This window comes from Sphingomonas jatrophae, from assembly GCF_900113315.1.
GTDB classification, from domain to species: Bacteria; Pseudomonadota; Alphaproteobacteria; order Sphingomonadales; family Sphingomonadaceae; genus Sphingomonas_P; species Sphingomonas_P jatrophae.
This window is the reverse complement of sequence record NZ_FOZG01000001.1, coordinates 1,140,133-1,163,569: the sequence shown is the minus strand read 5'-3', so window position 1 is coordinate 1,163,569 and position 23,437 is coordinate 1,140,133. Positions and strand designations below refer to the sequence as shown.

Genomic DNA, 23,437 nt, shown 5'->3' with positions numbered 1-23,437 from the left:
GTATGTGCTCAGGCTGTCCCAACCCGCCGGGGTGCCTGCCGCGCGTGCTTGGCGTCGTACATCGCCGTGTCCGCGATCCGTAGCAACGTGTCGGCATTGATCCGCCCCGCGGTTGCAGTGGCGCTGCCGATCGAGGCCCCGACAGTGACGCTGCCCTCCGGCAGATGGATCGGCCTGGCCAGATCGCGCGCGATCCGGCGCATCGCCGCCTGTGCGTCCCGGGCGGATTGGACATGCAGGAGAAAGCCGAACTCATCGCCGCCCAGCCGCGCGACGAAGCCGCCACGCTCGCTCGCCCTGATCTTCATCAGCCGACGCGACACCTCTTTCAGCACCTCGTCGCCGCCGGCATGGCCGTGGCGATCGTTGATCGACTTGAAGCCGTCGAGATCGATCAGCAGCAGCGCCGTCTCCTCGCCCGCCATGTCGTCCAGCCGCTCGACCAAAGCGAGCCGGTTGGGGATGCCGGTCAGATAATCGTGGCGCGCCGCCTCGCGCGCGGTCTGCTCCTGCTCGGCCACGAATTTCAGCTGTCCGCGCAGCTGCCACTCGCGCCGGGCGAGCATGATCGCGGTCACCGTCATGAAGACAGCGCCCGCGCCGACGAACTCATCGAGCTCATATCGCTCGCTGCGGCGGAGCGTCATGCAGAGGTGGTCGAACCAGCCGTTCACCACGCACGCGATCGTCACAGCCGTCGCCAGCAGGAAGGCGGCGCCTCCCTCGATCGACAGTCGGGCAGGGCTGTGAGTGCTCAAGATCGTGCCGGCCCCTGCGCTTCGCGAAGCGGCGAGCTAGCGCCTAACACCCTAATTTCTGCTGAAGATCTGCAAAATACAGGATGGCAGCCGTGCCATGCTGGGCCGCGTTCAGGGGCGTACGGGCGTCGCCGCATCCCGGCCAGCCACCGTCGCCCAGCGCCGCACCCGCCAGCCGGTCACCAGCCCTTCGCAGACATAGGGATCGGCCGCGGCAAAGGCCTCCGCCGTTTCCGGGCCGTCGCCCAAAAAGAGCAGCAGCGCATCCTCGACCGGATCGCCGACGGCGCCCGCCAGCAGCAGCTCGCCCCGCTCCGCCGCGGCCCAGGCGAGCACCAGATGCTTTTGGCGGTACTGCGCGCGCCGCTCCAGGTAATCGGGTGCCAGCGTGTAGCTGAGCAGCCAGTGCGCCATCACGCCGCCTGGCGCATCTCCAGCCGGTCCCAGATCTCGACCAGCGCGGCAGTCAGCTCGCGCATCATCGCTTCGTCGTGGGACGGGCCGGGGGTGAAGCGCAGCCGCTCGGTGCCGCGGGGCACCGTCGGATAATTGATCGGCTGCACGTAGACGCCATATTCGGCGAGCAGGATGTCGCTGATCCGCTTGGCCTTCACCGGATCGCCCACCATCAACGGCACGATGTGCGTGGTGGAATCCATCACAGGCAGGCCCGCTCCGGCGAACATCGCCTTCAGCCGCGCCGCTGCCGCCTGCTGGCCGTCGCGCTCCTCGGACGAGGCCTTGAGGTGCCGCACGCTCGCCAGCGCGCCGGCCACCAGCACGGGCGACAGGCTGGTCGTGAAGATGAAGCCCGGCGCGTAGGAGCGGATCACGTCGATCACGGTGCGATCGGCGGCGATATAGCCACCCATCACGCCGAACGCCTTGCCCAACGTCCCCTCGATGATCGTCAGCCGCTTCGCCGCCTCGTCGCGGTCGGAGATGCCGCCGCCGCGCGGGCCATACATGCCGACGGCATGGACCTCATCGAGGTAGGTCAGCGCATTATACTTGTCGGCAAGGTCGCAGATGGCGTGGATCGGCGCGACATCGCCGTCCATCGAATAGACGCTCTCGAACGCGATCAGCTTCGGCGCCTCGGGGTCCGCTGCTGCCAGCAGCTCCTCCAGATGGGCGAGATCATTGTGCCGCCACACGCGCTTCTCGCAACCCGAATTGCGGATGCCCGCGATCATCGAGGCGTGATTGAGCTCGTCCGAGAAGATGATGCAGCCCGGCAGCACCTTGCCGAGGGTGGAGAGCGTCGCATCGTTCGAGACGTAGCCGGAGGTGAACAGCAGCGCGGCCTCCTTGCCGTGCAGGTCCGCCAGCTCCCACTCGAGATCGATATGGTAGTGCGTGTTGCCGCCGATGTTGCGCGTGCCGCCGGAGCCCGCGCCGACATCGTGCAGCGCCTCTTCCATCGCCGCGATCACCTTGGGATGCTGCCCCATCGCGAGATAATCGTTTGAGCACCAGACGGTGATCGGCTTGGGCCCGTTATGGCCGTGGAAGCAGCGCGCATTGGGGAAGGCCCCCTTGTTGCGCAATATGTCGATGAACACGCGGTAGCGCCCCTCGGCATGCAGCCGGTCGATCGCTTGCGTGAAAACGCGCTGATAATCCACTCGCCTAGAGCCTCTTCGCCCCGTCAGATCGCCCGCGACATAGCGTCGCCGGAGACGTTTGACCACCGTGGCGTGAGCGAAGAAGCTCGATTAGAGCGAGCGCAAATCACAGCGTTGCGATTTGTTCCAGGCCGAACCGGGCAAGGCTTGCGGCCAACCCGGCGGGCGGCAAGAAGCTTTGCGTGAACAGGGCTATGCCGGGTGCCGGCGTCTCCGGCCAGGGCTGCCCCTCGGTCAGGAACGCCACGCGGCGCGCAATGCCAGCGCCGCCATCGACGAAGCCGACCTGCGGCCCGAACGCCGCCGCCAGCTCGTCTGCCAGCAGCGGGAAATGGGTGCAGGCCAGCACCACCGTATCGAGCGCCGCCGCCTCCGGATGGTCGATCATCGGCGCGACCGCCGCCGCCACCTCCGCCGCGGACACCGGCTCACCCGCCAGCTTCGCCTCCGCCAGCCGCACCAGCGCGGCAGAGCCGTGGCGGATCACGGTGCAGTCCGCCGCATGGCGTGCGGACAGCCGGTCGACATAAGGCTGGCGCACCGTCGCCTCCGTGCCCAAGACACCGATCACCCGGCTGCGCGAGGCGAGCGCGGCGGGCTTGATCGCGGGCACCGTGCCGACGACGGGCAGGTCCAGCGCCGCGCGCACGCCGTCGAGCGCGATGGTGGAGGCGGTGTTGCAGGCGATCACCACCAGTCGGGGCGCATGCCGCTCCGCCAGCCGGCCGAGCAGCGCGGGTACGCGCGCGGCGATCTCCGCCTCGCTCTTGGTGCCGTAAGGGTAGCCGCCATTGTCCGCGACATAGACGACCGGCGCCCGCGGCAGCAGCGCGCGCGTGGGGCCAAGGACGGATAGGCCGCCCACGCCGGAATCGAAAAAGAGGAGAGGGCGGTCCGCATCCATGCCGCCGCCTATAGCGTCGCGCGGGGCAGATGCACGTACCGGCAGATCAATGATCCATGTGGTTTGAGCTTCGGCCCCGTTCCCGCTATGGTCCGATCCGTGGGGGACGTTTCGCTTCTGACAACGCCGTGGATCGGCGCGCTGGTGACGCTGATCGCGTCCTATCTGCTGGGGGCGGTGCCGTTCGGCCTGCTGCTCACGCGGGCCTCGGGCGCGGGCGATCTGCGCGCGATTGGCTCCGGCAATATCGGCGCGACGAACGTGCTGCGGACCGGCCGCAAGGGGCTGGCCGCCGCCACGCTGATCCTCGATGCCGCCAAAGGCGCGGTGGCGGTGCTGGTCGCCGGGGCGATCCAGCCGGATTGGGCACCGCTCGCCGCCACGGGCGCGTTCCTGGGGCACCTTTATCCCGTCTGGCTGCGCTTCCGCGGCGGCAAGGGCGTGGCGACGATGCTCGGTGTCGTGCTCGCGCTGCATTGGCCGACCGGGCTGGTCTTCGCCGCGGTTTGGCTGCTGTCGCTCGCCGCGACGCGCATCTCGTCGGTCGGGGGCATGAGCGCGGCGATCTCCGCGCCGGTCTCCGCCGCCTGGTTCGGCAATTTCTCGCTGGTCCTCCTGTTCATCGCGCTGGCGCTGCTCGTCCTGTGGAAGCACCGCGCCAATATCGACCGGCTGATGGCGGGCGAGGAGCCGCGCGTCGGCGGCCGCTCCGGCACCTCGTCGGCCGAAGGCTGACTTGGCCGAGGCGGACGCGCCCGACGACAGGCTGGCCCGGCTGCGGCTGATCCGCACGCCCGGCATCGGCCCCGTTTCCTATCGCCAGCTGCTCTTGCGCTTCGGCTCGCCCGCGGCCGCGCTTGCCGCGGTGCCCGATCTCGCCCGCCGCGGGGGCGGGGCCGCGCCCGTGCCCCCGCCCGCCGCGCAGGTGGAGCGGGAGATGGCGCGCGTCGAGACGCTGGGCGCGCGTTACCTGTTCCTCGGCCGCGGCCTCTATCCCGCCGCGCTGGCGGAGATCGAGACGGCGCCGCCCGCCTTGATCGTCCGCGGCGATCTGCGCCTGCTCGATCGGCCGATGGTGGCGATGGTCGGCGCGCGCAACGCATCCGCCGCCGCGATCCGCTTCGCCCGCCAGCTCGCCGCCGAACTCGCGGCAGGCGGGCGTTGCGTCGTCTCCGGGCTTGCCCGCGGCATCGACACCGCGGCCCATCGCGGCGCCCTCGGCGGGGAGGGCGGCACTCTGGCGGTCATCGCGGGCGGCATCGACGTCGCCTACCCGCCCGAAAATGCCGCCTTGCAGGAGGAGATCGCGAGCGCCGCCCTGCTGGTCGCCGAAATGCCGCCCGGCACCGAGCCGCGCGGCCGCCACTTCCCGCATCGCAACCGCATCATCGCCGGCCTGTCCGCCGGCACCGTGGTGGTCGAGGCCGCGCCCAAGTCCGGCTCGCTCATCACCGCGCGGCTGGCGGCCGAGCAGGGGCGGGAGGTCATGGCGGTGCCCGGCTCCCCGCTGGATGCGCGGGCGCAGGGCTGCAACCTGCTGATCCGCGAGGGCGCGACGCTCGTCCAGTCCGCCGCCGACATCCTCGAAGCGCTGAGCCCCCTACACCCCGGCGTGGCTGCCCCTGCCGGCCGCTTCGATGCCGCGCCCGTCGCCACCGACGTCGCCGAATCGACGCGTCGCTGCATCACCGACCTGCTCGGCCCCGTCCCCGTGCCGGTGGACGAGATCGTCCGCCTCGCCGGCGAAAGCCCGGCGGCCGTGCAGACGGTGCTGCTCGAACTCGAGCTCGCCGGCCGCCTCGAACGCCACGCCGGCGGCCGCGTCAGCCTCGCCTGAGCCCCCGCCGCGCGATCGCCGCACAGGCCGCGCCGGTCAAAGCGAGCGCCAACATCGGCTCGGGCGAGGTCCGGCTCGCCAGCAGCCCGGCGCCGCCAGCAATGGCCACCCCCGCGCCGATCCACACTCCCCATGCCGCCGCCGCCTCATACCGCCGCGCGAGAAAGGTGAGCGCGGTGGTGCCGAGCGCGACCGGCAGGCAGGCCAGCACCGCGCCGAACAGTCCGGTCAGCGGCAAGATGGCCAAGGCAGGGACCACGCTGCCGAAGATGTTTCCGACCGGCAGCGGCCGGGAACTCGCCGCATCGACAAACGCTCCCGCCGCCAGCACGCCGACGAAGATCGGCCCGGCGACAGCGCATGCAATCACCGCGGCCCCAAAGTTGTAGCGGTAGCCCGTGTCGCTCATGATCCCACTCCCACAAGCAAGCAGGGCGGCCTCCCAGCCGCCCCGCCGCGCCTCACGCCACTGCCAGCCGCTGTGCCAGCCAGCCGTTCACCTTGCGGCCGAACCGCGCGATCGCGCCCATGTTGAAGAAGTGCATGCCGCCCAGCACCAGCACCGCAAGGCCCACCTTGGTGCTGAGGAAGCGCATCGCATCCGCCACCGTGTGCGGCTCCGCCCCCAGGCTGAGCGTCAGCGTGATGAAGCCGATATTGACGAGGTAGAAGCCGACCACCAGCAGGTGATTGGTCGATTCCGCCAGCGCCGCATCCTGCCCGAAGCACTGCCGCAGGAAGACGATGCCGTTGTGCGACAGCGTGCGCGCGACCCAGACCGTGATGCCGAGCGTGATGGCGAGATAGAGCAGATAGGCGATCTCGGTCATTGGTCGTCTCCTTCGCTTGCTTCAGTAAAAACAGAAAGAATTTGGCACAGTCCGGCCCATCGTGGGCCGACCTCAGTCCGCCGCCGCATCTCCCTTGCGTCCGAACGGCGAGACGAAGCGCGCCACCTTGCCGCCCAGCTTCATCAACGCGACGAGCGTCGGCTTGGGCAGGCCGCGCACCTGCTCGTACCAGCCGGACAGGGTGCCGATGAACTCATGCATCCGCGCGATCCGCTGGCGGACATGCGGCGGCAGTGCGCCATCCGCCTCCGCCTCGCGCGCCAGCTCGGCCAAGTGCGCGATGGTCGGGTCGATCTCGCGGCGCTTGCGCTCGGCGGCGATGCGCAACAGCATTTCCCACAGGTCTGTCTCCGCGACGAAATGATCGCGGCGGTCGCCCGGCACATGCGTGCGACGGACAATGCCATAGCCCTGCAATTCCTTGAGGCCGGTGGACACGTTGGACCGCGCAAGGCTCAGCGCCTCGACGATCTCCTCCGCATGCAGCGGCCGGTCCGACAGGTATAGCAAAGCATGGATCTGGCTGACCGACCGGTTCACGCCCCACTGCGAGCCCATCTCGCCCCAGTGCAGCACGAACTTCTGCACGGCAGGATGATCCATCAGCGGCATCGACGACTCACTAATTTCTGTAAAAACAGAAATGACTGATGAAACGCGCTTCGTCAACGCCTCGATGGCGTGAGCCGCGTCGGCAGGATAGACAGCGCTGCAGCGGAGGGGCGGAATGCTGAGCGGATCCTGTCATTGCGGCGCTACCGGATGGACCTTCTCGGGCGATCCCGGCCCGGTCACGGCATGCAACTGCACGCTTTGCCATCGCTACGGCGCGCTGTGGGCCTATGATTATGAGCGCGAGCGGATCGCGATCCGGGGCGACACGTCCGCCTTCCGTCGCCCCGGCAAGGCCGATCCGGCGCTCGAGATCCTGTTCTGCCCTACCTGCGCTGGCGTGGTCGCATGGCGTGGCCTGCGCCTTGAGGCCGATGGCCGCCGGCGCATGGCCGTGAACGTGCGCCTGGCGTCACTCGACGACGTGGCGCACCTGCCGATCGACCATTTCGATGGGCTGAACACATTCGAGGACATGCCGTCAGATGGGAAGACGGTGCGCGATCTCTGGTGGTGACGCACTGCCTCGCCGGTCTGCGCGCCCCCGCTTGACGGCCCCCTCCGGCGATCCCCACCCTCGCACGTACGCGTAAGCCCTCTATACGGACGCCCCATGAAGCTCGTCGTCGTCGAATCACCCGCCAAGGCCAAGACCATCGAGAAGTATCTCGGGCCCGGTCACCGCGTCCTCGCCTCCTACGGCCATGTCCGCGATCTGCCGCCCAAGGATGGCAGCGTGAACCCGGACGAAGGCTTCGCGATGGAGTGGGAGGCCTATGCCGACAAGGCCAAGCAGCTGAAGGCCATCGCCGACGAGGCCAAGGGCGCCGATACGCTGATCCTCGCCACCGACCCTGATCGCGAGGGGGAGGCGATCAGCTGGCATGTGCAGGAGGTGCTGAAGAAGCGCCGCGCGCTGCCCAAGGACGTCCGACGCGTCACCTTCAACGCGATCACCAAGCCCGCCGTGCTCGATGCGATGGCGAACCCGCGTGAGCTGGATGGCGACCTGATCGACGCCTATCGCGCCCGCCGCGCGCTGGATTACCTCGTCGGCTTCACCCTCTCGCCGGTGCTGTGGCGCAAGCTTCCCGGCGCGAAATCCGCCGGCCGCGTCCAGTCGGTGGCGCTCCGCCTGATCGTCGACCGCGAGCGCGAAATCGAGGCGTTCCGCGCGCAGGAATATTGGTCCGTCACCGCCGCGATGGAGCATGACGGCATCCCGTTCAGCGCCCGCCTCGTTCGCTGGCGGGGCGAGAAGCTGGATCGCCTGTCGATCGGCAATGGCGGCGATGCCGAGGCAGCCAAGGCCGCGGTGGAGGCCGGCCGCTTCTCCGTCGCCAGCGTCGAGACCAAGCCGCTTACGCGCAATCCGCCCGCGCCTTTCACCACTTCGACACTGCAGCAGGAGGCCGCGCGCAAGCTCGGATTCTCCGCCAGCCACACGATGCGCGTCGCCCAGGCGCTCTACGAGGATGGCGCGATCACCTATATGCGGACGGACGGCGTGCAGATGGATGGCAGCGCCATCTCCGCCGCGCGCCACGCCATCGCCGATCGCTTCGATGCCGGTTACGTGCCCGACCGCCCACGCGTCTATCAGGCCAAGGCCAAGAATGCGCAGGAAGCGCACGAGGCGATCCGCCCGACCGATTTCGCCCGCGATCGTGCCGGCTCGGGCGACCATGCCAAGCTCTACGACCTCATCTTTAAGCGCGCGCTGGCCAGCCAGATGGCGTCGGCCCGGCTGGAGCGGACGACCGTCGAGCTGACCGACGGCACCGGCCAGCATGCCCTGCGCGCCACCGGCCAGGTCGTCCTCTTCCCCGGCTATCTCGCGCTCTACGAGGAGGGCCGCGACGACGAGGGCGATGAGGAAAGCCGCCGCCTGCCGCGCATGCACGAGGGCGATGCGCCCGCGAAGAAGTCGGTCATGGCCGAGCAGCATTTCACCCAGCCGCCGCCGCGATATTCGGAGGCGAGCCTCGTCAAGAAGATGGAGGAGCTCGGCATCGGCCGCCCCTCCACCTATGCCTCGATCCTCCAGGTGCTGAAGGATCGCGACTATGTCGTGCTCGAGAATAACCGCTTCACGCCGGCGGAGAGCGGCCGGCTGCTGACCGCCTTCCTCGAGCGCTTCTTCGAACGCTACGTCTCCTATGATTTCACCGCCGGGCTGGAGGAGAGCCTCGACGACGTGTCGGGCGGCCGCGCCCAGTGGCAGGCGGTGCTGGAAGCCTTCTGGCGCGATTTCAAGCCGAAGACCGCCGAGGTGATGGAGCAGCGGCCGAGCGACGTGACTGCCGCGCTAGACCAGTTCCTCGCGCCCTATCTCTTCCCCGAAACGGGGGAGGGCACCGATCCGCGGCTCTGCCCCGCCTGCCATGCCGGCCAGCTGGCGCTGCGCGGCGGACGCTTCGGCGCGTTCGTCGCCTGCTCCAACTATCCCGAGTGCAAATATACCCGCCGTTTCGCGCAGGGCGGCGCAGGCGAGGGCGAGGGTGCCGATACCGGCCCCGTCGTCCTCGGCACCGATCCGGTGAGCGGTGAGGAAGTCTCCCGTCGCTCGGGTCGTTTCGGCGCTTATGTCCAGCTCGGCGACGGCAAGGAGGCGAAGCGCTCGTCCATCCCCAAGGACGTGACCGAGGTCGATCTCGACGCGGCGCTGCGGCTGCTGTCGCTCCCGCGCGAGGTCGGCCTGCATCCGGAGAGCGGCAAGCCGATCACCGCCTCGATCGGGCGCTACGGCCCCTATCTCCAGCATGACGGCAAATATGCCCGGCTCACCTCTACGGCGGAGGTGTTCGAGACGGGCATGAATGCCGCCGTGGTCAAGCTGGCGGAGGCGGCGGCGGGCGGCGGCCGGCCGCAGCGCGGCGCCGCGCGCGAGCCGCTGGCGACGTTCGGCGACTCGCCCGTCACCGGCAAGCCTGTCCGCCTGCTCGAAGGCCGCTTCGGCCCTTATCTGACCGATGGCGAGACCAACGCGACCCTGCCCAAGTCCGCCGACCCCTCCGCACTCACGCCCGAGGAGGCGCTCCGCCTGCTGGAGGAGCGCGCCGCCAAGGGCCCGGCGAAGGGCAAGAAGCCGGCGCGCAAGGCCGCGGCGAAGAAGGAGCCTGCAAAGAAGGAGGCCGCCGCCAAGAAGTCCGCGGCCAAGAAGGCCGCACCGAAGAAGGCGGCCAAGCCGAAGGACTGAGCGGGGCTGGCCTTGTCGGCTTCGGCATGGTAGAGGAACCAGATTGGTTCTTTGACATGCCGGCTGCGGCAACTCACACCCGATGTTCCGACGTGTCCGGGGTCCGCTCCGGCCATGTCGGAAAAGGGCCTCTGAGTGTCAACTTTGTCAACTTAACCGAGGTACGGCGCGCCTAGAGCGCCACCAGCCGATCCTCGCCAAGCGTCTCGATCAAGCTCACCAGCCCGCCGCTGGCAAAGCGCGGATCGACCGTCGCCATGCTGATGCCCGCCAGTTGCAGCCCGCTCTGGCACAGGATCGGCTCCACCCCGAGCGCCAGCGCCTCGTCCATCAGCTGCGCCAGCGTCGGCAGCCCCGCCGCGGCATAAGCGCCGTCCTCTGCGCTCTCCAGCTTACCCCCCGCCAGCGCCACCGCGCTGCCGTCGAGGAACAGCCGCGCCCGTCCGCCCAGCGCCGCCGCAGCGCAGGCGAGGTTCAGCGCCGCCCGCAGCCGCTCCGGATCTGCCGCCGCCAGCGTGACCGTCAGGCCGCGCACCGGCATCCCGGATCCTTGCCGAGCGTGATCGTGCGGAAGCGGAAGGCGAGCGCATCGACGATCAGCAGCCGGCCGACCGGGTCCGCCCCGAACGGCACGATCGCGCGCACCGCCTCCACCGCCGCCAGGCTGCCGATTACGCCGGTCAGCGCGCCCAGCACGCCCTGATCCGCGCAGGACACGTCCGGCCCTTCAGGCGCCTCGCCGACAAGGCAGCGATAGCAGGGCGCACCCGCCTCCCACCCGCGATAAACGGCCAGCTGCCCCTCGAACTGCCCGACCGCCGCCGAGACGAGCGGGATGCGAAGTGCAGTCGCCGCGTCGGAGACGATCAGCCGCGTGGCGAAGCTGTCGCTGCCGTCTAGCACCACGTCGGCGCCCTCCAGCAGCGCTGTGGCATTGTCCGCCTCCAGCCGCTGCGGCCGTCCGTCGATCCGCACGTCCGGGTTCAGCCGCTGGACCACGTTGGCCGCCATCGCGACCTTGCCCGATCCCACGTCGCGCGTCGCGAACAGGGTCTGCCGCTGGAGGTTGGACCTGGCGACCGTGTCATCGTCGATCACCCGCAGCGTGCCGACCCCGGCTGCGGCAAGATACTGGATCACCGGCGATCCGATGCCGCCCGCACCGACGATCGCGACGGTCGCGCCGAGCAGCCGCCGCTGCCCTTCGCCCCCGATCTCGCGCAGCACGATGTGGCGGGCGTAACGGTCGAGCTGGTCGTCGCTGAGCGAGTTTGAGCGGCTCACTTGGGCTGCGGCTCGTCGGCGACGGGCTCCGCCTCGATCCGCGGCGCAGCCGGCCAGCCGGCGAGGAAGGAGCTGGCGCGCCAGAAGGGCGGCCCCGCACCCTCCGGAGGCTGCAGCGTCTTGGGGCCTTGCTGCATCGCGAACTGCTCCACCAGACGCGCGAGGGCAGGGCAGCCCGGCATCTCCGCCTGCGCCTGAAGCACCTTGCCACCCTTGTCGAGCCGCACGACGAACGGCACGCGCAGCCGCACGATCCCCTCCACCGGCGCGGGCATGGTGCAGCCTTCGCTGCCCTGAAGCGCATTCGCCCGCTGCACCCATGTCACGCGCGGCTTGTAGTCCGCCTGGTAGGCCAGCCGCGGCAGGGCGTTCCAGCGCGACACGGGCGGCACCGGCTCTTCCGTGGCAGGTGCCGCCGCGAGCAGAAGGGCGAGCGCGGCGATCATCGACCTGTCGATCCGAAACCACCGCTGCCGCGCACGGTTTCATCCAGCGCGTCAACCTCGACGAAGCCGGCGCGCTGGACGGCTGCCGGGACGAGCTGCGCAATCCGCTCCCCCCGGCGCAGCGCGAACGGCTCCTGCCCGAGATTGGCGAGGATCACCTTCACCTCGCCGCGATAGTCCGCATCGATCGTACCCGGCGTGTTGAGGCAGGTGACACCATGCTTCAGCGCCAGCCCCGAGCGCGGCCGCACCTGCACCTCATAGCCGACCGGAATGGCGATGGCGAAGCCGGTCGCGACCGCCGCCCGCGCGCCCGGCGCCAGCGTCAGATCCTCGGCCGCCACGATGTCCAGTCCAGCGGCGTGCTCTGTGGCATAAGCGGGCAGCGGCAGCCCTGCACCATGTTCCAGCCGCTTGAGACGGATCTCGATTTCAGAGGGCATCCGATATTCGCTCCGCCAATTTCCGGGCTACTGCATCCTTCGGCGCCTCGTCCCAGGTCTCAACGCCGTCCGCGGTGATGATATGAACCCGGTTCAAAGCGCCGCCCATCACGTTGCCGGAGACGTCGTTGGCGACGATCCAGTCGCACCCCTTTCGCGCCAGCTTGGCCCGCGCATGGTCGATCACATGCTCCGTCTCGGCCGCGAAACCGATCAGCAGGGAAGGGCGCCGGTCGGAGCGGGCTAGGCCAGCGAGGATGTCGGGGTTCTCGGCGAGCGTCAGCGTGGGCGTGTCGGCGCCCTTCTTGATCTTCTGCCCGGCTGGAGCCTCCGCCCGCCAGTCCGCCACCGCCGCGACCAGCACGGCGACGTCGGCCGGCAAAGCCGCATCGACCGCGGCTGCCATTTCACGCGCCGTCTCCACGTCCACCCGATCGACCCCGGCCGGCGTCGCCAACGTTACCGGCCCGGCGACCAACGTCACCCGCGCGCCGAGCGCCGCCAGCGCACCGGCGATGGCGAAGCCCTGCTTACCCGAGGAGCGGTTGGCGATGTAGCGGACCGGATCGATCGGCTCATGCGTCGGCCCCGCGGTGACGAGGACGTGCCGGCCGGCGAGAGGGCGCGGGACGGGGGCGAGCGCCGCATCGATGGCAGCGACGATCGTCGCAGGATCGGGCAGGCGGCCGGGGCCATATTCGCCGCACGCCATCGGACCTTCGTCGGGCTCCAGCACCGTGATGCCGTCGGCGCGCAGCTGTGCCACGTTGCGGCGCGTGGCGGGGTGCTGCCACATGCGCACGTTCATCGCCGGCGCGGCGAGCACCGGCTTGTCGGTCGCGAGCAGCAGGGTGGTGGCGAGGTCGTCGGCGAGGCCGGCGGCCATGCGCGCGAGCAGATCGGCGGTGGCGGGTGCCACGACGACGAGATCGGCCTGACGGCTGAGCTGGATGTGGCCCATCTCCGCCTCGTCCTTCAGATCCCACAAGGAGGTGTGGACCTGCTGTTCGGACAAGGCGGCGAACGTCATCGGTGCGACGAACTGCGCGGCGGCGTCCGTGACCACGCAATGCACGCTGCCGCCGGCCTTGCGGATCAGGCGCACGATCTCGCACGCCTTATAGGCAGCGATACCGCCGCCGACGATCAGGAGGATGCGCTTGCCCTGCACCCGGCTGCCCTAGCCGCGGTGGCGCGCCGCCTCAACTGCTGGCATGTCGGGATGCGCTGACCGGAGGAGACGTTCATGCCCCGCATTGCACTCGACCTGCCTGCCGACGGCGGCACGATCGACGCCACGCTGCACCTGCCGGAGGGCTCGGGCCCGTGGCCAAAAGTGCTGATGCTGACCGACATTCGCGGCCCCCGGGACGCCTTCTACGGCATGGCGGATCGTCTCGCGGGGCAGGGCTACGCCGTGCTGCTGCCGAACGTCTATTGGCGGCTTGGCCGCGCGCCCGTGCCGGATCTGTCGGCCGACCCGAACCATCCCGACACGTTCCCGAACCTGCTGAAGCTGAAGGCGACGCTGACGCCCGAGGTGATGCGCGCTGACGCGGTCCGCTTCCTCGATGCGCTTGAAGCGCGAACGGAGACGATGGGCGGGGCGATGGGCGTGGTCGGCTATTGCATGAGCGGCCCCTACGCCATCTACGCGGCGGAGGCGGGCGGTGAGCGCGTCGCCGCAGCAGCCGCCTATCACAGCGCCGGCCTGATCGTGGACGGGGAGGACAGCCCGCACCGCATCGCTGCGCGCGTTTCGGCCGCTCTGGTGTTCGGCCATGGCGACAAGGACGAGACCCTGCCCGAGGCACGGCTTCCGGAGCTGGACCGGATGCTGGCGGAGGCGCGGCGCGACTTCGTCAACGAAGTCTATGCCGGATCGCCGCACGGCTTCGCCGTCCCCGGCTCAGCCCGCTATGACGAGGCAGGGGCGGAGCGGCACTGGCGGACGATGACGCAGCTGTTCGGGCGCTGCCTCAAGTAGCGCCCGAACCGCGGTTGTCGGATCAGCCCGCGCCGCGGGCGGGCGTGTTCACGCCCATGCTCTGAAGGTAGCGCTTCACGTTGCGCGCCGCCTGGCGGATGCGCTGCTCATTCTCGACCATGGCGATGCGGACGAAGCCTTCGCCCTCCTCGCCATAGCCGACACCCGGCGCCACCGCGACGCCCGCCTCGCTGAGCAGCTGCTTGGAGAATTCGAGCGAGCCCAGGTGGGCGAGCGCGGGCGGCATCGGTGCCCAGGCGAACATGGAGGCCCGAGGACTGGGGATGTCCCAGCCGGCACGGCCGAAGCTCTCGACCAGCACGTCGCGGCGCTTGCGGTAGAGCGTGCGGTTCTGCTCGACGATGTCCTGCGGGCCGTTCAGCGCCGCCACGGCCGCCGCCTGGATCGGCGTGAAGGCGCCGTAATCGAGATAGGACTTTACCCGCGTCAGTGCCGCGATCAGCCGCTTGTTGCCGACCGCGAAGCCCATTCGCCAGCCCGCCATCGAGAAGGTCTTGGACATGGAGGTGAACTCCACCGCCACGTCCTTCGCGCCTGGCACCTGCAGCACCGATGGGGTTGGCACGCCATCATAATAAAGCTCGGAATAAGCGAGGTCGGACAGGATCCAGACCTTGTGCTCCTTCGCCCATGCGACCAGCCGCTCGTAGAAAGCGAGATCGACGACCTCGGCGGTGGGGTTGGACGGATAGCCGACCACCAGCACCGAGGGGCGCGGCACGGTGAACTTCATCGCCCGATCGAGCGAATCCCAATAGGCCTCGTTCGGCGTCGTCGGCACCGAGCGGATGGTGGCGCCGGCGATGATGAAGCCGAAGGTGTGGATCGGATAGGACGGATTGGGCGCCAGGATGACGTCGCCCGGCGCCGTGATCGCCGTCGCGAGGCTGGATAGGCCCTCCTTGGAGCCCATCGTCACGACCACTTCGGTTTCCGGATCCAGCTCCACGCCGAAGCGGCGGCCGTAATAAGCTGCCTGTGCGCGGCGGAGCCCCGGAATGCCCTTGGAGGCCGAGTAGCCATGCGCGTCGGGCTTTTTCGCCACCTCGACCAGCTTGTCGATTACGTGGGCGGGCGGCGGCAGATCGGGATTGCCCATGCCGAGATCGATGATGTCCTCCCCGCGTGCGCGCGCCGCTGCCCGCATCGCGTTGACTTCGGCGATGACATAGGGCGGCAGCCGCTTGATGCGGTAGAACTCCTCGGACATGATGTTCCTCACGACCTTTCAAGATCAGGGGCGCGCCCGGGCGCTCGTCACCCGGCGGAAACACGCCGCCGGCAGCTATAGGCCGAAACGGCGCGGCGCGACAGGGCGTCGGACAGAGAGGATGGCGCAATGACCGACCAGACGGAAAAAGACGCGGGCAGCGGCATCCCCACGCTCGAGCAGATGCAGGCGTGGACCGGCGCGATCGGCTCCGTGCAGCAGATGATGCTCGAATATGTCTCTTCGCAACTCGCCCGCGGCAAGCCGGCAGAGGGGGTGGGCGCACCCGACATGAGCCGGCTGATGCAGGCGCAGGCCAATTTCTGGTCGGACTCGATGATCCTGTGGCAGCGTTTCATCACGCCAGAAACCGCCCCGCCGCCGCCCGCCGATCACGAGAAGGATCGCCGCTTCAAGGGGGCAGCATGGCGCGAGAACCCGATGTTCGATCTGATCCGGCAAAGCTATCAGCTGCTCTCCGATCATCTGCTGCAAGGTGTCGATGCGGTCGAGGGGCTGACCCCGGCGCAGCGCGAGCGGCTGCGCTTTGCCACGCGGGCCTTCGCCGATGCGATGAGCCCGTCCAACTTCGCCATTACCAACCCCGAGGTGCTGGCGCGCACGCTGGAGACCAACGGCCAGAATCTGGTGAAGGGGCTGGAGCATATGCTGGCCGACATCGGCAAGGGCCAGCTGACGCACACCGACAGCAAGGCGTTCGAGGTCGGCCGCAACATTGCTGCGACCCCGGGCAAGGTGATCAAGGAAACGCCGCTTTACCAGCTGATCCAGTATACGCCGGTGACGGAGACGGTCGCGCGCATCCCGCTCGTCATCTTCCCGCCGTGGATCAACCGATTCTACATCCTCGATCTGTCGCCCGAGAAAAGCTTCATCCGCTGGGCGGTCGCGGAGGGGCTGACCGTCTTCGTCGTGTCGTGGAAATCGGCGGACGCCGCCATGGCCGCGACGACGATGGACGACTATCTGCTGCGCGGCGAACTGGACGCGATCGACACGGTGCGCGAGCTGCTGGACGTGCCGGCGGTGCATACGGTGGGCTATTGCGTTGCCGGCACGGCGCTGGCGGCCTTGCTCGCGCTGCTGGCAGCGCGGGGCCAGGCGGACAAGGTCGCCTCCGCCACCTTCTTCACCGCGCAGGTCGACTTCGCCGATTCGGGCGATCTCAAGCTGTTCGTCGACGATGAGCAGCTGGCGCTCGCGCAGGCACTAGCGAAGGACAATGGCTATCTGGACGGGCGCTATATGGCGGCCACGTTCAACCTGCTGCGCGGCCGCGAACTGATCTGGAACTATGTGGTCAACAATTACCTCATGGGCGACGATTATCCGCCCTTCGACCTGCTGCACTGGAATGGTGATACGACCAACCTGCCCGTCGACTGGCACAACGCCTATCTGCGCGATCTGTATCGCGACAACCGGCTGGTAGACGGAAGCTACACGATCGATGGCACGCCCATCGATCTCTCGCGGATCGAGACGCCCGCCTACGTGCAGGCGGGGCGCGAGGATCATATCGCGCCGGCGAAAAGCGTGTGGAAGCTGATGCATTATCTGAACGGGCCGGCGCGTTTCGTGCTGGCTGGATCAGGCCACATTGCGGGCGTCGTGAACCCGCCCTCCGCCGGCAAATACCAGTTCTGGACGTATGACGGAAAACCGGAGTCGCTCGACGAGTTCATCGCGGGCGCGACGGAGACGAAGGGCAGCTGGTGGCCTGACTGGCGTGCTTGGCTCGCCGGGATCGATCCGGCGACCGTTGCTGCAGATGGCGCACGACAGCCGGGCTCGGGCAGCCTTCCCGCCCTCGAGGATGCGCCGGGACGCTACGTAAAGCTGCGATAAGGCGGGGCAGCAGACTGTTCAAACGACTTTGCTGCACCGCACAAGCGCACTTGCAACATTTCGGCAATTCGGTTATTGTGCGCTGCATCACGGGGTGTTGGAGCCTGCACATGGTCGAGACCGCAACGTCCAAGAGGCGGGGCCGCAAGCCCGCGCCGGCGATCCTTGCCCAGCCGGCGGTCGATGCCGAAGTGCCACCGGTCTCGTTTGGTGAAACGGCGGCGATCGCTTTCGCTCCGGTCGAGCCGGCTGCGATCACGATCGACGCGCTGGTCGGCGCTGCGCCGACGGCCGAGCCGAAGCAAGAAGCTGCTCCTGCGCCGGTGATCGAAGCGGCCGAGCCGGTCGAGCCGGCTTCCGAAATTACCGAAGTAATCGAAGAACAGCCTGTCGCCTCTCTCTCCTCGGCGGTTGCCGAGAACTCATCTGAAGGATCTTCTGCAATGGCCACTGCCTACGAAGCTGCCAGCACCACTGCCGATTTCTCGGACAAGGCCAAGGCCATGTTCGGTGACTTCAACGACCGCGCCAAGAGCGCGATGGAGAAGTCGGCCAAGCTCGGCGAAGAAATGACCGAGTTCACCAAGGGCAATGTCGAGGCGCTCGTGACGTCCGGCCGTGTCGCCGCCAAGGGTTGCGAGACGCTGGCGCAGGACTTGGCCGAGACCATGAAGAAGAACTTTGAGAGCGCGACCGCGACGATGAAGAGCTTCGCTGCGGTGAAGTCGCCGACCGAGCTGTTCCAGCTGCAGAGCGACTATGCGCGCAGCTACTTTGACGGTGCCGTCGCCGATGCGTCGAAGTTCTCGGAAGCAATGATGAAGCTGATGGGCGACATCGCTCAGCCGCTCTCCAGCCGCTATGCGCTTGCTGCCGAGAAGATCAAGGCGACCGCGCTCTGATCTGAGCCGCTCCGGCCGGAAACGGCCTGACGGATGTGACGGCCGCTCCGGCGACGGGGCGGCCGTTTCGCATGTCAGGCGCTGGAGCTCGCTCTTGCCTCCACCCCGCGGCTTGCCATATTCTGGCGACACACTCCCGAGCGATGATCCGATAAGATGAAGGCACAGGCCGTCACCCACCGAGCTGCTGCGATCCCCGCCGAGGCGGCAGGCGCTTGCCTCCCGCTTGCCCCGCACATGGGCAACCGGCGCGGCGATGAGGAGGAGAATGACGGCACCGGTCTCGGGATCGCCACGCGCACCCGCACGCGGACCAAGAAGCCATCGCCCTACAAGGTGCTGATGCTGAACGACGATTATACGCCGATGGAGTTCGTCGTCCTCTGCCTTCAGCGCTTTTTCCGGATGAGCATGGAGGATGCGACCCGGGTTATGCTGCACGTCCACCAGCGTGGCGTGGGCGTTTGCGGCGTCTTTTCCTACGAAGTCGCCGAAACCAAGGTCAGCCAGGTGATCGATTTCGCGCGGCAGAACCAGCATCCGCTGCAATGCACGCTTGAGAAGGCCTGAGGCGGCCGCGACCGACTGTCGCAGCCCGCCTCAGCGCGCCGCTGGCAACCAGCCGGTATCGAGCCGGCTATAACGATCGACATGCTTCGCGATCCGCGCGAGCCGCTGCTCGTCGAGGATCTCCACACGCGACCCTGAACGCGCGATCACGCCATCCTCGACCAGCGTCCGCATCATCCGGTTTACGTGCACTGCGGTGAGCCCGGTCGCGTCGCCAATCTCCTCCTGCGTCAAGGGCAAGTCGAAGCCCCGGCCGAGGTCCGGCTTGGTGATGCGCAGGCGGCCGGCCGTCTCGAGGATCAGCGATGCGACGCGCGCGCGCGCCGGCGTGCGGCCGATCGAGGCGAGCCGATCCACCACCGCGACATAGTCCAGCTTGGCGAGCATCAGCACGATCGCGGCAAGGCGCGGATGATCCTCGAACAGGTCGCGCAGCAGGCCGCGGTCGAACGGGTGAACCCGCGCGTCGGTCAACGCCACCACCGCTTCGGGAGACTCGCCGAACGCGGCCGCGGACAGACCGATCACATCGCCCGGCAGATGCAGCCGTACGATCTGGCGGCTCCCATCATCAAGCAGGATCGAGCTGAACAGCCAGCCGCTGCGCAGCACGAACAGCTCGGTCGAGTTGTCGCGCTCCCGCCGCACCATGGCGCCGCGACGCACCGGCCGCTCGTTCTCCTCCAAACGCGCGAGCGCCTGCTGTTCCCGGTCCGTCAGGCGCACGTAATGCTCCAGCCGATCCGCCAGACAACTCCTTCCCACCCTTCGAACGCCCCCGGACCTCTTTGATCTTGCAGGGGATGTGGACGAAGGCGCGGGCGGCCGCTCTAACTACGATCAATCGCTGCAAACATTCGGCGCCGGTGCGGCACGCTTGCCCCCGCGATGCGAACCGTTAAGGCGTGCGCATGGACAGGATCGTCATCCGCGGCGGCCGCCGGCTTGAGGGCCGCGTGCCGATTTCCGGCGCCAAGAACGCCGCACTCACCCTCATGCCGTGTGCGTTGCTGAGTTCGGCACCGCTCACGCTCACCAATCTGCCGCGGCTCGCCGACGTCGAAAGCTTCGGCCATCTGCTGAACGAACTCGGCGCCTCGACGACGGTTGCCGGGCGGGGCGCCGGTGCGACGCGGGCGATGACCATCGACGCGGCTGCGGTGCAATCCACCGTCGCGCCCTACGACATCGTCCGCAAGATGCGCGCGTCGATCCTGGTGCTCGGCCCCCTGGTCGCCCGCGAGGGGCAGGCGACAGTGTCGCTGCCGGGCGGATGTGCCATCGGCAATCGTCCCATCGATCTCCACCTCAAGGCCCTCGAGGCGCTGGGCGCTGAGCTCGAAATTGCGGCGGGCTACGTCAAGGCGACGGCACCGCGGGGGGGACTGGTCGGCGGGCGCATCGTCTTCCCGCTGGTCTCGGTCGGCGCGACGGAGAATGCGGTCATGGCTGCAACGCTCGCCCGCGGCACGACCGTAATCGACAATGCAGCACGCGAGCCGGAGATTATCGACCTGTGCCGCTGCCTCATCGCGATGGGCGCATCGATCGACGGCGTCGGCAGCGAGCGGCTCGTGATCGAGGGGCGCGATGCGCTGCACGGCGCGACGCACGAGGTGATGCCGGATCGGATCGAGGCGGGCAGCTATGCCTGCGCTGCGGCGATCACCGGCGGGACGCTGGAGCTGGACGGTGCGCGTGCCGAGGACATGGCGGCGATCCTCCATGCGCTCCGCGAAGCGGGTGTGGAGATCGAGGAAACGGAGCGGGGGCTGACCGTCACTGCTGCGGGCGAGATCCACCCGCTGACGCTCTCAACCGCACCGTTCCCGGCTTTCCCCACCGACATGCAGGCGCAATTCATGGCGATGCTGTCGCTGGCGAACGGTGCGTCGGTGCTGACCGAATCGATCTTCGAAAACCGCTACATGCACGTGCCCGAACTGGCGCGGATGGGCGCCGACATTCAGGTGCGTGGCCGTTCGGCAGTGGTGCGCGGCGTTCCGCGGCTGATCGGGGCCGAGGTGATGGCGACCGATCTGCGCGCCTCGATGGGCCTCGTTCTCGCCGGGCTGGCGGCGGAAGGTGAGACGCAGGTGCACCGCGTCTATCATCTCGACCGCGGTTACGAGCGGCTTGAGGACAAGCTCTCCGCCGTCGGTGCCGATATCGAGCGGGTCGGCGGGGCCTGAGCCCCGCCATCTGGGCTCACGCAGCGGGGACGAACTGCACGCGGCGATTGCCGGGCGCGCCGGCGCCGCGGCCCGGCAGCGGCTTGTCGAAGCCGTAGCCCTTCGCTTCGACGCGGTCCGCGGGCACGCCGAGCGACACGATGTAGCTGACGACCGACGCGGCACGGCGCTTCGAAAGATCGAGGTTGTAGTCGCGGTTGCCGACCGAGTCGGTATGCCCTTCGACAACGAAGCGGCGGCCGGCGAGCTGCGGCATCGCCATCGCCTTGGCGAACTGCGCCGCCTCAGCGCGCGCCTGCGGCGTCAGATCGGCCGAACCCGAGGCGAAGTTGATCCTCATGTCGAGGCCCGACGAAGCGGCAGCGGGTGCAGCGGCGCGGCGCATCCGGGCCGGCTCAGCCACCGTCGCCGTGCGGACGGATGCAGCCTTGGCGGGCGGCGTCGGCTTGGCACCACCGGGACGCGTGAAGCTGAATGCCGCCTCCGCCGGGCGCTGTGCGCGCGGGCCGTCGCTTGCGGCGGCGCAGTCGCCGGTCAGGGCGCAGACGATCTCTGAGGCCGAGCGGCTTGGCTTCGGATCGGCGGCGAGGGCAGGGGTGGCGAGCAGCGCGCCCGAGAGCGCCAGGGTGAACATGCGGGTCATCGGACTTCTCCTGCATACGGTGTCGGCAGAGCCGTAGCGGCGAGCGCGTTAACGCGCTGCCTCCCGCCCGTCCCTGCCGCGATGGTAACGACGAGTCGCACCTGTCTAGGCGCCAGGCTCGTACCCCGCTGTGCCGCAGGTCATATCAGCGTATCGAAGGTGTGGATCAGCAGGCCGACGAGGCCGCCGACCAGCGTGCCGTTGATCCGGATATATTGCAGATCCCGCCCGACTGTCTGTTCCAGTCGGCCGGTAAGCGTCTCCGTATCCCAGCGACGCACCGTTTCCGAGACGACGCGGACGATCTGATCGCCATAGCCCGTCGTGATGCCGACCGTCGCACGCCTGGCGAAGCGGTTGATCGTGTGGGCGAGCCGCGGTTCGCGCTGCAGCGTGTCGCCGAGTTGGCGCAGGCCATCGCCGATGAAGCCCGCAACGGCAGTATCCGGCGAGCGTGCAGCCCGCAACAGCCCGGCGCGCGCCTGCTCCCAAACGCCCTGCCACCACAAGCTGATCGCGGGATTGTCGAGGATCTCCTCCTTGGCGTGCTCCACCTTCGCACGCAGCTCGGGATCGTGCTGCAGGCGATGCGCCAGCTCCGCCATGCCTTCTTCCGATTTGGCGCGCACGGGATGGTCCGGATCGGCCGCCATCTCGGCCAGCAGCTTGTGCAGCGCATCGAGGATCGCGTTAGCCAGCCGCTCATCGAGGCCTGTCCAGCGCAGGAGGGAGCCTGCACGCTTGGCCACCGATTCGCGGATCAGCACCTGGTTGGCGTCGAGCGTGCGATCGGCCCACAGGATCATCGTGTCGATAATCGGCCGGTGCCGCCCGTCCGTCATCGCTGCGGCAAGCGCCTGACCGATCAGTGGTGCCACCTCCAGCCGGCGCAGCTGCGCGACAAGGCCGCCGCGCACCATCGTGCCGAGCCGTTCGGGATCGAGCGCCTCCAGCGCATCGGCGAGCAACCGGCCGGCCCCCTTGCGCAGGCGCCCTCCGGGAACCGGATCCGCGAGGAAGCGGCCCACCGCACCGGCGACGTCGATCCGCTGCATGCGGCGCGACACGATGATCGGCGTCAGGAAATTCTCGCGCAGGAAGCGGGCGAGCGTCTCTGCGATCCGGTCCTTGTTGTTCGGAATGATGGCCGTGTGCGGGATCGGAATTCCGAGCGGATGGCGGAACAGTGCGGTGACGGCGAACCAGTCCGCCATGCCGCCGACCATCGCCGCCTCGGCAAACGCCCGGACGAAGCTCCAGGCGGGGTAGGCGGGCTCCATCCACCGCGCAAGCCCGAACAGGCCTGCCATGACCACGAGCAGGCCGGTGGCGGTGCGCCGCATCGCTGCTGCGCGGTCGGCTCCGTTCGCCGCTGGTGCTGCCCCCATCTTCATGCGGGAGGGACAATCGCGGATAAGCGTTTTGGTTCAACCATGCGCTTGGCAAGCGCTGCCGCACGCCCATATCGGACCTTCATGGCTTCTTCCGAAATCGACGCGCTGACCCAGGCGCTGGCGCGCCTGCCCGGGCTCGGGCCCCGGTCCGCACGGCGCGCGGTGCTGCACCTGATGAAGAAGCGCGAAACGGCGCTTACCCCGCTGCTGCGCGCGCTGGAGGCGGTGAGCACGACGCTGTCCACCTGTTCGACCTGCGGCAATGTCGACACGCGCGATCCGTGCGCGATCTGCGCCGATCCCCGCCGCGACGGCGCCATGCTGTGCGTGGTGGAGGAGGTGGCGGATCTTTGGGCGCTCGACCGGTCGCGCCTGTTCCCCGGCCGCTTTCATGTGCTGGGCGGGCGTCTTTCCGCACTGGAGGGCGTGCGCCCGGAGGATCTCGCCATTGACACGCTGATCCGCCGGCTGGAGGAAGGTGGCGTGGACGAGGTGGTGCTGGCGATGAATGCGACGCTGGAGGGGCAAACCACCGCCCATTATCTGGCGGATCGCATCGGCCGGTTGCCGGTGCGGCTGACGCAGCTGGCGCATGGGCTGCCCGTCGGCGGTGAGCTCGATTATCTCGACGAGGGCACGCTGGCGCAGGCGCTCCGCGCGCGGCGCCCGGTTGCCAGCTAGAGCGAT

26 protein-coding genes are annotated in these 23,437 nt (G+C 68.7%); 10 read left to right on the top strand and 16 right to left on the bottom strand.

The window, feature by feature from the left end; all coding sequences use genetic code 11:
• Nucleotides 1-8: 8 nt before the first annotated feature.
• From BM360_RS05485 to murI, 4 genes are all read right to left on the bottom strand, one after another.
• The gene (locus BM360_RS05485) at nucleotides 9-758 is read right to left on the bottom strand and encodes a GGDEF domain-containing protein (RefSeq protein WP_131819187.1); all 750 of its coding nucleotides are present in this window, start codon (nucleotides 756-758) and stop codon (nucleotides 9-11) included.
• 111 nt (nucleotides 759-869) lie between these two features.
• On the bottom strand, nucleotides 870-1,172 hold the full coding sequence (locus BM360_RS05480) for a YciI-like protein (protein ID WP_093311946.1): 303 nt from the start codon (nucleotides 1,170-1,172) through the stop codon (nucleotides 870-872).
• Nucleotides 1,172-2,386 (bottom strand): 5-aminolevulinate synthase, encoded by a 1,215-nt coding sequence (gene hemA, locus BM360_RS05475; RefSeq protein WP_093311943.1) that lies wholly within the window; start codon nucleotides 2,384-2,386, stop codon nucleotides 1,172-1,174. Before hemA ends, BM360_RS05480 begins: the two co-directional genes overlap by 1 nt.
• A gap of 106 nt (nucleotides 2,387-2,492) precedes the next feature.
• Entirely contained in the window at nucleotides 2,493-3,290 is a 798-nt protein-coding gene (murI, locus tag BM360_RS05470) for a glutamate racemase (RefSeq protein WP_093311934.1), read from the bottom strand.
• A 117-nt stretch (nucleotides 3,291-3,407) separates the two neighbouring features.
• Between murI and plsY the strand changes: the two genes are divergently transcribed.
• Both plsY and dprA read left to right on the top strand, forming a co-directional pair.
• Nucleotides 3,408-4,025, top strand: a complete 618-nt coding sequence (gene plsY / locus BM360_RS05465; RefSeq protein ID WP_423228896.1) for a glycerol-3-phosphate 1-O-acyltransferase PlsY — start codon at nucleotides 3,408-3,410, stop codon at nucleotides 4,023-4,025.
• A 1-nt stretch (nucleotide 4,026) separates the two neighbouring features.
• Nucleotides 4,027-5,127 carry a DNA-processing protein DprA gene (gene dprA, locus BM360_RS05460; protein ID WP_093311928.1) on the top strand — a complete coding sequence of 367 codons (1,101 nt, stop codon included), beginning with the start codon at nucleotides 4,027-4,029 and terminating at the stop codon, nucleotides 5,125-5,127.
• Here the strand turns inward: dprA and BM360_RS05455 are convergent.
• The 3 genes from BM360_RS05455 to BM360_RS05445 form a co-directional block, all read right to left on the bottom strand.
• On the bottom strand, nucleotides 5,114-5,536 hold the full coding sequence (locus BM360_RS05455) for a hypothetical protein (RefSeq protein ID WP_093311925.1): 423 nt from the start codon (nucleotides 5,534-5,536) through the stop codon (nucleotides 5,114-5,116). The two genes, dprA and BM360_RS05455, sit on opposite strands and share 14 nt — an antisense overlap.
• Nucleotides 5,537-5,588: 52 nt before the next feature.
• On the bottom strand, nucleotides 5,589-5,957 hold the full coding sequence (locus tag BM360_RS05450) for a hypothetical protein (RefSeq protein ID WP_093311922.1): 369 nt from the start codon (nucleotides 5,955-5,957) through the stop codon (nucleotides 5,589-5,591).
• Nucleotides 5,958-6,029: 72 nt separating this feature from the next.
• Nucleotides 6,030-6,590 carry a GbsR/MarR family transcriptional regulator gene (locus BM360_RS05445; RefSeq protein WP_093311920.1) on the bottom strand — a complete coding sequence of 187 codons (561 nt, stop codon included), beginning with the start codon at nucleotides 6,588-6,590 and terminating at the stop codon, nucleotides 6,030-6,032.
• Nucleotides 6,591-6,705: 115 nt separating this feature from the next.
• On the opposite strand from BM360_RS05445, the gene BM360_RS05440 reads away from it, so the two are divergent.
• Together BM360_RS05440 and topA are read left to right on the top strand one after the other, a co-directional pair.
• The gene (locus tag BM360_RS05440) at nucleotides 6,706-7,107 is read left to right on the top strand and encodes a GFA family protein (RefSeq protein WP_093311918.1); all 402 of its coding nucleotides are present in this window, start codon (nucleotides 6,706-6,708) and stop codon (nucleotides 7,105-7,107) included.
• A 96-nt stretch (nucleotides 7,108-7,203) separates the two neighbouring features.
• Entirely contained in the window at nucleotides 7,204-9,789 is a 2,586-nt protein-coding gene (gene topA / locus BM360_RS05435; protein WP_093311916.1) for a type I DNA topoisomerase, read from the top strand.
• Between the two features lie 172 nt (nucleotides 9,790-9,961).
• Here the strand turns inward: topA and BM360_RS05430 are convergent, their stop codons facing one another.
• Genes BM360_RS05430 through coaBC form a run of 5 tightly spaced genes read right to left on the bottom strand, consistent with a single transcriptional unit; the run spans nucleotide 9,962 to nucleotide 13,133 of the window.
• The gene (locus tag BM360_RS05430; RefSeq protein WP_093311913.1) at nucleotides 9,962-10,330 is read right to left on the bottom strand and encodes a DsrE family protein; all 369 of its coding nucleotides are present in this window, start codon (nucleotides 10,328-10,330) and stop codon (nucleotides 9,962-9,964) included.
• A complete protein-coding gene (locus tag BM360_RS05425) occupies nucleotides 10,312-11,073 on the bottom strand; it encodes a HesA/MoeB/ThiF family protein (protein ID WP_242653328.1) in 762 nt (253 codons plus the stop codon). The genes BM360_RS05430 and BM360_RS05425 overlap by 19 nt, the downstream gene beginning before the upstream one ends.
• Nucleotides 11,070-11,519, bottom strand: a complete 450-nt coding sequence (locus tag BM360_RS19850; RefSeq protein ID WP_242653327.1) for a hypothetical protein — start codon at nucleotides 11,517-11,519, stop codon at nucleotides 11,070-11,072. Before BM360_RS19850 ends, BM360_RS05425 begins: the two co-directional genes overlap by 4 nt.
• A complete protein-coding gene (dut, locus tag BM360_RS05420; RefSeq protein WP_093311908.1) occupies nucleotides 11,516-11,962 on the bottom strand; it encodes a dUTP diphosphatase in 447 nt (148 codons plus the stop codon). Before dut ends, BM360_RS19850 begins: the two co-directional genes overlap by 4 nt.
• A complete protein-coding gene (gene coaBC / locus BM360_RS05415; protein WP_093311905.1) occupies nucleotides 11,952-13,133 on the bottom strand; it encodes a bifunctional phosphopantothenoylcysteine decarboxylase/phosphopantothenate--cysteine ligase CoaBC in 1,182 nt (393 codons plus the stop codon). The genes dut and coaBC overlap by 11 nt, the downstream gene beginning before the upstream one ends.
• A 75-nt stretch (nucleotides 13,134-13,208) precedes the next feature.
• On the opposite strand from coaBC, the gene BM360_RS05410 reads away from it, so the two are divergent.
• Entirely contained in the window at nucleotides 13,209-13,949 is a 741-nt protein-coding gene (locus tag BM360_RS05410; protein WP_093311903.1) for a dienelactone hydrolase family protein, read from the top strand.
• A 22-nt stretch (nucleotides 13,950-13,971) separates the two neighbouring features.
• On the opposite strand, the gene BM360_RS05405 is transcribed toward BM360_RS05410, so the two are convergent.
• A complete protein-coding gene (locus BM360_RS05405) occupies nucleotides 13,972-15,180 on the bottom strand; it encodes an LL-diaminopimelate aminotransferase (protein WP_093311900.1) in 1,209 nt (402 codons plus the stop codon).
• Between the two features lie 129 nt (nucleotides 15,181-15,309).
• Here BM360_RS05405 and BM360_RS05400 point away from each other — a divergent pair, with 129 nt between their 5' ends.
• The 3 genes from BM360_RS05400 (at nucleotide 15,310) to clpS (ending at nucleotide 18,521) form a co-directional block, all read left to right on the top strand.
• Nucleotides 15,310-17,049 (top strand): PHA/PHB synthase family protein, encoded by a 1,740-nt coding sequence (locus tag BM360_RS05400; RefSeq protein ID WP_093311897.1) that lies wholly within the window; start codon nucleotides 15,310-15,312, stop codon nucleotides 17,047-17,049.
• Nucleotides 17,050-17,159: 110 nt separating this feature from the next.
• A complete protein-coding gene (locus BM360_RS05395) occupies nucleotides 17,160-17,951 on the top strand; it encodes a phasin family protein (RefSeq protein ID WP_093311895.1) in 792 nt (263 codons plus the stop codon).
• Nucleotides 17,952-18,188: 237 nt separating this feature from the next.
• On the top strand, nucleotides 18,189-18,521 hold the full coding sequence (gene clpS, locus BM360_RS05390; RefSeq protein WP_093311892.1) for an ATP-dependent Clp protease adapter ClpS: 333 nt from the start codon (nucleotides 18,189-18,191) through the stop codon (nucleotides 18,519-18,521).
• A gap of 30 nt (nucleotides 18,522-18,551) precedes the next feature.
• Here the strand turns inward: clpS and BM360_RS05385 are convergent, their stop codons facing one another.
• Nucleotides 18,552-19,247 (bottom strand): Crp/Fnr family transcriptional regulator, encoded by a 696-nt coding sequence (locus BM360_RS05385; RefSeq protein WP_242653326.1) that lies wholly within the window; start codon nucleotides 19,245-19,247, stop codon nucleotides 18,552-18,554.
• Between the two features lie 185 nt (nucleotides 19,248-19,432).
• Between BM360_RS05385 and murA the strand changes: the two genes are divergently transcribed.
• Complete coding sequence (murA, locus tag BM360_RS05380) at nucleotides 19,433-20,713, top strand: UDP-N-acetylglucosamine 1-carboxyvinyltransferase (RefSeq protein ID WP_093311887.1); 1,281 nt, start codon at nucleotides 19,433-19,435, stop codon at nucleotides 20,711-20,713.
• Between the two features lie 16 nt (nucleotides 20,714-20,729).
• Here the strand turns inward: murA and BM360_RS05375 are convergent, their stop codons facing one another.
• Both BM360_RS05375 and BM360_RS05370 read right to left on the bottom strand, forming a co-directional pair.
• Nucleotides 20,730-21,356, bottom strand: coding sequence for an OmpA family protein (locus BM360_RS05375; protein ID WP_093311884.1), 627 nt, complete (start codon nucleotides 21,354-21,356; stop codon nucleotides 20,730-20,732).
• A 140-nt stretch (nucleotides 21,357-21,496) separates the two neighbouring features.
• Nucleotides 21,497-22,750: a DUF445 domain-containing protein gene (locus BM360_RS05370; RefSeq protein ID WP_093311881.1), complete on the bottom strand. Its 1,254-nt coding sequence runs from the start codon at nucleotides 22,748-22,750 to the stop codon at nucleotides 21,497-21,499.
• Between the two features lie 81 nt (nucleotides 22,751-22,831).
• Here BM360_RS05370 and recR point away from each other — a divergent pair, with 81 nt between their 5' ends.
• The gene (recR, locus tag BM360_RS05365; RefSeq protein ID WP_093311878.1) at nucleotides 22,832-23,431 is read left to right on the top strand and encodes a recombination mediator RecR; all 600 of its coding nucleotides are present in this window, start codon (nucleotides 22,832-22,834) and stop codon (nucleotides 23,429-23,431) included.
• Nucleotides 23,432-23,437 lie beyond the last annotated feature (6 nt).

Excerpts from the sequence above, each read along its gene's own strand:
- BM360_RS05480 (WP_093311946.1), bottom strand. The coding sequence starts at position 1,172 with ATGGCGCACTGGCTGCTCAGCTACACGCTGGCACCCGATTACCTGGAG.
- murI (WP_093311934.1), bottom strand. The coding sequence starts at position 3,290 with ATGGATGCGGACCGCCCTCTCCTCTTTTTCGATTCCGGCGTGGGCGGC.
- BM360_RS05455 (WP_093311925.1), bottom strand. The coding sequence starts at position 5,536 with ATGAGCGACACGGGCTACCGCTACAACTTTGGGGCCGCGGTGATTGCA.
- BM360_RS05450 (WP_093311922.1), bottom strand. The coding sequence starts at position 5,957 with ATGACCGAGATCGCCTATCTGCTCTATCTCGCCATCACGCTCGGCATC.
- BM360_RS05445 (WP_093311920.1), bottom strand. The coding sequence starts at position 6,590 with ATGCCGCTGATGGATCATCCTGCCGTGCAGAAGTTCGTGCTGCACTGG.
- BM360_RS05440 (WP_093311918.1), top strand. The coding sequence starts at position 6,706 with ATGCTGAGCGGATCCTGTCATTGCGGCGCTACCGGATGGACCTTCTCG.
- topA (WP_093311916.1), top strand. The coding sequence starts at position 7,204 with ATGAAGCTCGTCGTCGTCGAATCACCCGCCAAGGCCAAGACCATCGAG.
- BM360_RS05430 (WP_093311913.1), bottom strand. The coding sequence starts at position 10,330 with ATGCCGGTGCGCGGCCTGACGGTCACGCTGGCGGCGGCAGATCCGGAG.
- BM360_RS19850 (WP_242653327.1), bottom strand. The coding sequence starts at position 11,519 with ATGATCGCCGCGCTCGCCCTTCTGCTCGCGGCGGCACCTGCCACGGAA.
- dut (WP_093311908.1), bottom strand. The coding sequence starts at position 11,962 with ATGCCCTCTGAAATCGAGATCCGTCTCAAGCGGCTGGAACATGGTGCA.
- BM360_RS05410 (WP_093311903.1), top strand. The coding sequence starts at position 13,209 with ATGCCCCGCATTGCACTCGACCTGCCTGCCGACGGCGGCACGATCGAC.
- BM360_RS05405 (WP_093311900.1), bottom strand. The coding sequence starts at position 15,180 with ATGTCCGAGGAGTTCTACCGCATCAAGCGGCTGCCGCCCTATGTCATC.
- BM360_RS05400 (WP_093311897.1), top strand. The coding sequence starts at position 15,310 with ATGACCGACCAGACGGAAAAAGACGCGGGCAGCGGCATCCCCACGCTC.
- BM360_RS05395 (WP_093311895.1), top strand. The coding sequence starts at position 17,160 with ATGGTCGAGACCGCAACGTCCAAGAGGCGGGGCCGCAAGCCCGCGCCG.
- clpS (WP_093311892.1), top strand. The coding sequence starts at position 18,189 with ATGGGCAACCGGCGCGGCGATGAGGAGGAGAATGACGGCACCGGTCTC.
- murA (WP_093311887.1), top strand. The coding sequence starts at position 19,433 with ATGGACAGGATCGTCATCCGCGGCGGCCGCCGGCTTGAGGGCCGCGTG.
- BM360_RS05375 (WP_093311884.1), bottom strand. The coding sequence starts at position 21,356 with ATGACCCGCATGTTCACCCTGGCGCTCTCGGGCGCGCTGCTCGCCACC.
- BM360_RS05370 (WP_093311881.1), bottom strand. The coding sequence starts at position 22,750 with ATGAAGATGGGGGCAGCACCAGCGGCGAACGGAGCCGACCGCGCAGCA.
- recR (WP_093311878.1), top strand. The coding sequence starts at position 22,832 with ATGGCTTCTTCCGAAATCGACGCGCTGACCCAGGCGCTGGCGCGCCTG.